The following is a 9,452-nucleotide window of genomic DNA, read 5'->3' as shown; positions in this document are numbered from 1 at the left end:
GCCTCGTGATCCAGCACCATGCGCACCGCCCGTGCGCGAACCTCAGGTGCAAACTTGTTCGTCGCTTTGCTCATATCGGCTCCACTTACTCAGAAGTTGGAGCCTCCGGCAAACCCGGCGCGGTTCAGATCGCGCTCGAGGAGGCTCCCATCGTTCAGAAGATATTTGACTGGGCTGATGCAGGGCGAGGCGGCCGCTGGATCGTCAAAAACCTGAACGGTCAAGGAATAACCCTGCGCGGGTCCAGGTTCTCGAACGGTAATCTCTCAGGAATCTTGGCACGTGAGACATATACCGGTGTATATTACGATCGGACCGCCGACGACGAAGGTGTTGTGCCCTCGCTCGAAGACGCGATAGCCGTTCCGTGTCCGGTCATCATCGATCGGGAGCAGTTCGACAGGGTTGCTGCGCTTCGCGCTTCAAGAAATCCGCGGAGGATGGCCCCCCACATTGCTGCCGGGACTACGCTGCTGATGGGACTCGCCCGATGCGGGATGCCCGGCTGTACCAGCGGAATGACAATTCGTACCGGCAAGAGTGGTCAATACGCCTATTACGCCTGCAATCAGCGGGTGAACAATGGAGGTGGTTGCGCCTACCCCGCAATAAGGAAAGAGCAACTCGACGAAGCCGTTGTAACCGCCATCGAGAGGCAGTTGCTTGCTCCCGATCGTCTTCGCTCCCTGTTGGCTGGCCTTCTCGAACTTTCTGAGAAGAATCGGCACAGCAAGGAGGCTGAATTGTCCAAAGCGCTAGCAGACAAGACGCGGCTCGACACGGCCATCCGCAAATTGCTCATCCTGATCGAAGATGGCCTGATGAGCCCACGCGATCCACATTTCGCCGAGCGCATGGCCGAGAACCGCACAAACCTGGCGGCAGCGACTGGCCGGATAAATGTTCTCGAGCGGCAACTCGCTCGAGGAAAGAGGCGGATCGACGCAAGCACGATCGACCGGTTTGGCAAATTGCTGTCGGAGAAACTGAGAGCCGACGATGCGTCGCTGCGCTCGGCCTATCTGAAAATGTTTGTCGATGCAGTGAGTGTATCAGATCAGAAAATCCTGATCTCCGGTCGTACTGCGACGTTGGAAGCCGGTGTTTCAACCGGCCTTCCCGTCAAAGTGGGCGCAGTGCCCAACTTTGACCGGGAGTGGTGCCGCTTACGTGACTCGAACACGTGACCCTCGCATTACGAATGCGATGCTCTACCAACTGAGCTAAAGCGGCACTGGCGCGGGCAGATAACAGCGGTCGGGCGATTGGACAAGCGCCCAAATGCACTTTCTTGCCCACCATCGCACCGTCACCGCACGATCAACCGATATTGCGCGCCATCCATCCGCTTTTGCGCGCGAATTTACGGCATGTTTACCATCCCCGTGGCACAGCCTTGCGCAAAGTCGCTTATTCTCTGTTCCAAGGACCGACCGGATGGACATTCTGCGGGGGCATGACGTCGCCAACGACCAGGACGATTTCGAATATCCCGGTGATGCCGCGATCGACCGTCCGCTCGCCGTGGGATATGAGGAACGGCGCATGCAGGTGCGCGCCTATAATTATTGGGCGTCGCTGCTGGGCGATCGCGCCCTGCCCCTGATCGAGGATTTGTCGCCCGATCAGATGGACGATTTCGGCCCCTACAGCGTGCTGCTCGATTTCACCGCCGGCATCGAGAATCCGGCAATCGTCTATCTCGGCACGGCGCTGCGCGAGGAATGCGAGATCGAGGGGCCGATCGGCCATATCGCCGATGTCCCCGCCCGTTCGCTGCTGTCGCGCCTGACCGATCATTATCTCCAGATCATCGCCAATGCCGCGCCGATCGGATTCGAGGCGGAGTTCATCAACCAGCGCGGCCGCGAGATTCTCTATCGCGGCATCCTGATGCCCTTTTCCGCGCAGGGCGATTCGATCGACTTCGTGTTCGGCGTGATCAACTGGAAGGAAATGGCCAGCCACGCTTTGTCGGTCGCGATCGAGCGCGAGGTCGACACCAATTTGCTGCACAATCCCCCGGCGCGCAGCGATGCGCCGATCTGGGCCGATGGACCGGGCGCGGACGAGGATGATGACGTGCTGGATCTGGCCGGCATGGAGATGCCGACCGAGGATGCGCCGCTCGCCGACTGGCTGGCGCTCGCCCGCGAAGGCGCGGAAAAGGCCCGTACCAGCGAGGCGCGCAGCCATGCCGCCCTCTATCGCGCGATCGGCCTTGCTTATGATTTCGCGCTGGTGACCCGCCGATCGGCCGGGGAATATGCCGAACTGCTGGAAGATTATGGCATCAAGGCGCAGGCGCGCAGCCCGATGACCGCCGTCATCAAGCTGGTCTTCGGCGCCACCTATGACAAGACGCGCATCACCGAATATGCGACCGCGCTCGATCATGCCGCGACCGCCAGCCTGTCGGTCGGCAGCTTCGCCGCCTATCTGGCCGGCTATGATGGTGGCCTCAAGGCCCTGGTCCGCGACGAGCGCGCCGCCCGCCGGGCGGACATGCCCGCCCGCCCCGACAAGCGCCAGACCGCCCGCGACACGATGAAATGCGCCACCGCGCTCGATCCGCTGGCCGTCGCCACCGACAATGATGGCCTGGCCGTCGTCGTCGCCCGGCGCGAGGCGGATGGCACGCTGGCGATCGTCGGCGCCCTGCCGGAAGGATCGGACCTGGGCCAGCGCGTGATCCTGGCCGCCGCCGACTGAGATTTTGTCTCGGCGCCGGCCCTCACTCCCAGCCGTGCCGCAAACGCGCCATCTTGGCGTGACATCGCGGCTTTCCAAGTGCATAGGGACATGCCCGCTCTTCGGGCCATGCCTTCCGGACATCGATATCCGCCAGTAACGGGCGGCCCGACCATGCTGCGCTGCATCATAATATTTCACGCGCGCGAAATTTTATTTCGACCAATACTTGAGACGATCCGGTGAGAGGGGCATATAGATGCCCCTAGGACAAGGAGTCGTCTGGCGGTGTTCCAGCGCCTCCTCCGTTTCGGCAACGGCGGGACATTTCCCCGCGGCTAAGAGGTAGGCGAATGACGGCGCTGGCTGATCCCAATATCAAGGAAGTCGATTCAACTGTTCGCGCGGCGCTGGAAGGCGTCCTGGCAAAGGGCGCCCTGCCCGGCGAGAGCGAGGGATTTGATCAGGCGGCCATCGCCGCCGCCGCGGCCTTCCTGGGTCGCACCGCCAATGCGCGCAAGGCCGGCCAGCCCGGCATCGCGATCGAGACGCTGGGCGAAGGCGCCACCGGCCGCTTCATGCGGATCGCGCTGATCAACGACGACATGCCCTTCCTGGTCGATTCGATCGCCACCACCCTGGCGGCGGCCGACATCAGCATTCACCGGCTGCTCCACCCCGTCCTGTCGATATCGCGCGGCGCTGATGGCACCCTGTCCGCGATCCTGGACGATGATGCGCCCGGCGCATTGCGGGAATCGATGATCTATATCGAGGCCGACCGTGCCGACGCAAAGGCGCGCCGCGCGCTCGAAAAGGCGCTGGAAGACACGCTGGCCGACGTCCGCGTCGCCGTGCGCGACTGGCCGCGCATGCAGGAAGCCATGTCGGCCGACGCCAATGCCGTCACCGACGATGAAGGCGCCGCGCTGCTGCGCTGGTTCCTCGCGGGCCATTTCACCCAGATCGGCCATGAACTGTGCAGCCGGGTCGGCACCTCGGAAGAGCGGCTCGGCATCTGCGCGCTGCGCGACAAGCCGATGATCGCGCCGGCCTCGCGCGAGGCCGCCTTCACCTGGTTCGAGGAAGGCAAGCGCAGCCCGCTCATCATCAAGTCCAACATCCTCTCGCGCGTCCATCGCGGTGTGCTGCTGGACCTCATCATCCTGCCGGTGCGCGAGGGCAAGAGCGTCACCGGCCTGTCGATCCACGCCGGCATGTGGACCAGCGCGGCGCTCGCCGCCTCGCCGGAAAAGGTGCCGCTGCTGCGCTCGGCGCTGTCGGCGCTGATGGACAAATATGGCTTCGATCCGGCCGGCCATGCCGGCAAGACGCTGGCCCATGCGCTCACCACCCTGCCGCATGACATTCTGATCGGCTTCGAGCGCGACACGCTGGAGCATCTGGCGCTGACCTTCATGTCGCTGACCGACCGGCCGCGCCCCAAGCTGGTGCTCGCCACCAGCGCGCTGGCCCGTCACCTCTATGCCTTCGTCTGGCTGCCGCGCGATGAACTGTCGACCGCGCGCCGCGTCGCGATTCAGGACATGCTGGCCAAGGCAGCGAATGGCCCGGTATTGAGCTGGTCGATCGCGCTGGAGGAAGGTGGCCTGGCGCTGCTGCGCATCACCCTCGACCTGCGCGATGGCGGCGTCGTGCCCGATGATGCCGCGCTCGATCGTCAGCTCAAGCAGATGGTGCGCGGCTGGCTGCCCGCCGTCGAGGAAGCGCTGGCCGAAAGCGAGGAAGCCGGCCGCGCCGCGGCGCTGGCCCAGCGCTTCGCCCCCGGCTTCCCGATGGCCTATCGCAACGGTGCCGGCCCGGTCGAGGCGGCGGTCGACATCCGCCTGATCCACGGCCTGTCGGGTCCGGGCGACAAGTCGATCCGCATCTATCGCAACCCGGAAGACAGCGCCGAACGGCTGCGCCTCAAGCTCTACAGCCATGACGCCATCGCCCTGTCCGAAGTCGTCCCCGCCTTCGAGAATTTCGGCTTCCGCGTGATCGACGAGATGACCACGGCGATCGACGGCGGCACACTCGGCCATGTCCAGCGCTTCGTGCTGGAACTGCCGGCCGGCGGCGATGCCCAGGCGGTGGTCGACCGCGCCGAAGTGGTGACCGAGGCGATCGCCCAGGTGATCGAAGGCGTCGCCGAAAATGACAGGTTCAACGAACTGATCGTCACTGCCGGCTTCGCGCCGCGCGCGGTGGTGCTGTTCCGCGCGCTGTTCCGCTACCTGCGCCAGACCGGCACCGCCTTTGGCATGGCGACCTTCGCTGACACGCTGCGCCGTGAACAGGGCGTCGCCCGCAATCTTGTCGCCCTGTTCGAAGCGCTGCACGATCCCGCCGCGCAGGACGGCAGCGACAAGGCGACCGCCATCCAGGCGGAGATCGACGCCGGGCTGGAACAGGTCAGCTCGATCGACGAGGATCGCGTGCTGCGCCTGATCCGCGCCGTCATCACCGCGACGCTGCGCACCAACTTCTATGCCCCGGCCGCGGCCGAGGCGCTGGCGTTCAAGATCGACAGCGCGCTCGTCCCCGGCCTACCGGCACCGCTGCCCTGGCGCGAAATCTGGGTCTACAGCCCGCGTGTCGAGGGCATCCATCTGCGCGCCGGCCCGGTCGCCCGTGGCGGCCTGCGCTGGTCCGATCGTCGCGACGATTTCCGCACCGAAATCCTGGGCCTGATGAAGGCGCAACGTGTCAAGAACGCTGTCATCGTGCCCACCGGCGCGAAGGGCGGCTTCTACCCCAAGCAACTGCCCAATCCGCAGGTCGACCGTGATGCCTGGTTCGCTGAAGGCACGGAAAGCTATCGCATCTTCATCCGCACCCTGCTGTCGATCACCGACAATATCGTGAAGAACAAGGTGAAGCACCCCGCCCAGGTGGTGGTGCGCGACGGCGACGATCCCTATTTCGTGGTCGCCGCCGACAAGGGCACCGCGACCTTCAGCGACGTCGCCAATGCGATCGCGCTGGAGCGGGACTTCTGGCTGGGCGACGCCTTCGCCAGCGGCGGTTCCAACGGCTATGACCACAAGGCGATGGGCATCACCGCCAAGGGCGCCTGGATCAGCGTCCAGCGTCACTTCGCCGAAATGGGCGTCGATGTGCAGAGCGAGCCGGTCAAGGTCGTGGGCTGCGGCGACATGTCGGGCGACGTGTTCGGCAACGGCATGCTGCTCAGCAAGGCGATCAAGCTGGTCGCCGCCTTCGACCATCGCCACATCTTCCTCGACCCCAGTCCCGATCCGGCCAAGAGCTGGGAAGAGCGCAACCGCATGTTCGCCCTCCCCCGCTCCAGCTGGGAGGATTATGACAAGTCGCTGATCTCCGAAGGCGGCGGCGTGTTCGCCCGCAGCCTCAAGAAGATCCCGCTCACCCCGCAGGTTCAGGAAATCCTGGGCGTGATCGAAAGCGAGATGGAGCCGACCGCGCTCATCTCCGCCATCCTCAAGAGCCCCAACGACCTGCTGTGGTTCGGCGGCATCGGCACCTATGTGAAGGCCGCCGCGCAGAGCCATGGCGATGTCGGCGACCCGGCCAATGACCGGCTGCGCGTCAACGCCGAACAGCTGCGCGTCAAGGTGGTGGGCGAAGGCGCGAACCTTGGCACCACACAGGCCGGGCGCATCGCCTTCTCGCTCCATGGCGGGCGGATCAACACCGACTTCATCGACAATAGTGCTGGCGTCGACTGTTCGGATAATGAGGTCAACATCAAGATCGCGCTGAACAAGGAAATGGCGGAAGGCCGCCTGCCCTTCGACAAGCGCAATGCCCTGCTCGAAAGCATGACCGACGCGGTCGGCGCGATCGTGCTGGAGGATAACCGGCTTCAGGCGCTCGGCCTGTCGATCGCCGAAAGCGGCGGCGCGGCGGACCTTGCCTCCTATGTCCGCCTGATCGAGACGTTCGAGGAAACCGGCCGTCTCGACCGCCAGGTCGAGGGGCTGGCCGCCAATGACCAGTTGCTGCGGCGGGGCCAGGATGGCCAGGGCCTCACCCGCCCCGAACTCGCCGTGCTGCTCTCCACCGCCAAGCTGGCGCTGCAGGACGCGATCGAACATGGCGACCTTGCGACCGATCCCAGCATGGGCGCGGAACTGGCCGCCGCCTTCCCTGCCGCGATGCAGGAGAAGGAAGCCGATGCGATCGCGGCCCATGCGCTCAAGAAGGAGATCATCGCCACCAAGGTTGCGAACCGCATCGTCAACCGCCTCGGCATCATCCATCCCTTCGAACTGGCGGAAGAAGAGGGCTGCTCGCTCGCCGATCTGGCCGGCGCCTTCCTGATCGCCGAGCGCCTCTACGACATTCGCACCCTGTGGGCGGATATCGACGCGGCCGACATGTCGGAAGCCGCCCGCCTGGCCCTGTTCGGCGACATCGCCAGCGGCATGCGCGCGCAGATCGCCGATATCCTGCGCAGCGTGCCCGCCGGCACGCTGCCGGACGCCGGCCATGCGATCCTGGCCAAGGGCGTCGAGGCGCTCGCCAACCAGGTCGATGACCTGCTCACCAGCGAAGCGCTGCGTCGCGTCACCGCCGTTACCGATCGCCTGCTCTCGCTCGGTGCGCCCGAGACGTTGGCAGTGCGCACCGCCGGCCTGTTCAAGCTGGACGGCGCGGTCGGCATCGCCGCGCTCGCCGGTCGCCTGAAGATGGACGAGATCGCGCTGACCCGCGCCTTCACCCATCTGGGCGAGGCTGTCGGCATCGACTGGGTCCAGTCGGCCGCCGCCCGCATGGAACCGACCGATCCGTGGGAGCGCCTGCTCATCTCCGGCGTCGCGCGCGACATGCAGCAGGTGCGGCTCGACTTCCTGGCCCAGGGCGGCATGAAGACGGGTGGCAAGGACGTGTCCGATCATGTCGAGAAATGGCTGATCGAGCGCGGTGCGCGCATCCAGCAGTTCCGCGCCCTGGTGCAGCGCGCCAAGGCAGCGGCATCGCCCAATGTCGCGATGCTGGCGGAAATCGCCGGTCAGGCCCGCGGCCTGCTCGGCCGCTGAGGCCATCGCCCCTTCCCGTCAGAGGGAAGGGGTTTCAGCACCCCAGAAAAAGGCGCCCGATCCAATGATCGGGCGCCTTTTTCTTTTCTGTGCCTTCGATGCGATCAGCGCGGATCGGCGGGCAGCGGCTGCACCATCAGCGGCTTGGGCGCCGGTGCGGGGGCCGTTTCGGGTGCCGGCGCAGCAGCAGGCGCAGGTGCCGGCTCTGCAGCAACCGGGGCAGCAGCGGCCGGCGCGTCGGCTACCGGCTTGTCCTTGCCCGGCACGCGCAGCCCCGGACCATAGACCGGTGTCACGCCCGGCGTGTAGCGACCGTGCAGTGCCTCGATTTCCGCCTTGCGCTGGTTGAGATAGAGGTCGCGATAGCTGCCATAGGGGTTGTCGTCGGAACGGATCGCCTGGATGCGCTCGTCGAACGCCGCGCGCTCGCCCAACTGGTCCAGCACCGCCATCGGGATAACGACCGTGGGCTGGTTGAAGGGCTTGCCGACCGCGAAGGGCAGGATCATCTTGTCGACCGTGTCGCCGATGATGTCGCGCAGCGTCGTCGGGCCGACCAGCGGCAGATACATGTACGGCCCCGGCCCCACGCCATAGAAGCCCAGCGTGTTCGCGAGGCCATTGGGGCGATAGGGCAGGTTGAACGGCTTGCGCTTGGCAACGTCGAACAGGCCGACAAAGCCCAGCGTCGTGTTGATCGCGAAGCGGCCGGCCGTCTCGAACGCCTTGCCCGGCTTGAACTGCAGCATATAGGCCGCGAACACGACCGGTTCGCCCAGGTTCGAGAAGAAGTTGCGCAGCCCCTTGCGCACCGGGCGCGGCAGGCCCTTGTTATAGGCCTTGGCCACCGGCTCGATCAGCGCCTTGTCGACCGCCTGGACCGCCTCGAAAGACTGTTCGTTGATCGCGGCGAAGGGATCGCGCTTGCGCAGCCCGGTGTCGCCGGTCACGACGATCGCATTGGGATCGACCGGCACCTCTTCCTTGGGCTGCGCCGCGATCGGGCTCAGCGTCGGCAGCACGACCGGCGGCGGATAGGGGCTGTCGGGCGTGGGCGTCTGTGCTGGCGCCTGTGCGGGCTGGAGCGGATCGGCAGGGACCGTCTGGGGCGTTTCCGCCGGCGCAGGCGCCACGGCCGCAGCCGGCACCACCGGAGCGCCGCTGTCCACGACCTCCCCCTGTCCCGCCATCAGCATCATTCCAGTGGCGGCAACCGAAAGCAGCATAAATCGTCCCTTGTCACGGCCCCGTCTGGACGACGGGCCCAACGGCCAGCAACGGCCTGGATAAGGGCCGATAAACAGACATCGCATCCCCGCGACATCGCTGTCCAAGCTGATTTCGCTAGGGGGGCGTGCCGCACCCGTCAAGTATGGTGGTCAAGCAGGAGGCGGCAGGCGGAGACGCGCGTGCGGCGCTTTGGTTCCCGAACGCTTACATTTTGATACATTTTTCCTGTTGCGAGCGGTTTGCAATTGCGAGTCGTTCGCGTTATTCGGGCCACCTCATTTCCCACAGGACTCGCCCTTCTCTCGATGCACGCTCCCGCCCGCGCCCAGCCCAAGAAAAAGAAGAGCGCCAAGGCATTCTGGCTGAAGCAGCTGCATACCTGGCATTGGGTGAGTTCGGCGATCAGCCTGATCGGCCTGCTGCTCTTTGCCTTCACCGGCATCACCCTCAACCATGCCGCCGATGTCGAGGGTTCGCCCCAGACCGTCGAAAAAAGCGCCACCC

Annotated in this window: 5 protein-coding genes and 1 tRNA gene; 4 read left to right on the top strand and 2 right to left on the bottom strand. The window is 65.3% G+C overall.

What is annotated here, in order from left to right; translation table 11 throughout:
* On the top strand, window positions 1-1,187 hold a 1,187-nt coding region (locus CG471_RS27565; RefSeq protein WP_180275822.1), incomplete at its 5' end, for a recombinase family protein.
* Here CG471_RS27565 and CG471_RS27560 read toward each other — a convergent pair.
* Window positions 1,158-1,233 (bottom strand) — tRNA-Thr (locus tag CG471_RS27560). The two genes, CG471_RS27565 and CG471_RS27560, sit on opposite strands and share 30 nt — an antisense overlap.
* Before the next feature lie 204 nt (window positions 1,234-1,437).
* On the opposite strand from CG471_RS27560, the gene CG471_RS27555 reads away from it, so the two are divergent.
* Complete coding sequence (locus tag CG471_RS27555) at window positions 1,438-2,712, top strand: hypothetical protein (protein WP_099234420.1); 1,275 nt, start codon at window positions 1,438-1,440, stop codon at window positions 2,710-2,712.
* A 332-nt stretch (window positions 2,713-3,044) separates the two neighbouring features.
* Window positions 3,045-7,718 (top strand): NAD-glutamate dehydrogenase domain-containing protein, encoded by a 4,674-nt coding sequence (locus CG471_RS27550; protein ID WP_099234419.1) that lies wholly within the window; start codon window positions 3,045-3,047, stop codon window positions 7,716-7,718.
* Window positions 7,719-7,822: 104 nt separating this feature from the next.
* Here the strand turns inward: CG471_RS27550 and CG471_RS27545 are convergent, their stop codons facing one another.
* Entirely contained in the window at window positions 7,823-8,944 is a 1,122-nt protein-coding gene (locus CG471_RS27545) for a VacJ family lipoprotein (RefSeq protein WP_099234418.1), read from the bottom strand.
* 309 nt (window positions 8,945-9,253) lie between these two features.
* On the opposite strand from CG471_RS27545, the gene CG471_RS27540 reads away from it, so the two are divergent.
* Window positions 9,254-9,452 (top strand): PepSY-associated TM helix domain-containing protein (locus tag CG471_RS27540; protein ID WP_180275821.1); only part of this gene is annotated, 199 nt, incomplete at its 3' end.

It is taken from the genome of Sphingobium sp. IP1 (genome assembly GCF_002708645.1).
GTDB lineage: Bacteria > Pseudomonadota > Alphaproteobacteria > Sphingomonadales > Sphingomonadaceae > Sphingobium > Sphingobium yanoikuyae.
This window is presented reverse-complemented; position numbering and strand designations above follow the sequence as displayed.

Bases quoted from the DNA above. Each gene is read 5' to 3' on its own strand.
- CG471_RS27555 (WP_099234420.1), top strand. From the start codon at position 1,438: ATGGACATTCTGCGGGGGCATGACGTCGCCAACGACCAGGACGATTTC.
- CG471_RS27545 (WP_099234418.1), bottom strand. From the start codon at position 8,944: ATGCTGCTTTCGGTTGCCGCCACTGGAATGATGCTGATGGCGGGACAG.
- CG471_RS27550 (WP_099234419.1), top strand. From the start codon at position 3,045: ATGACGGCGCTGGCTGATCCCAATATCAAGGAAGTCGATTCAACTGTT.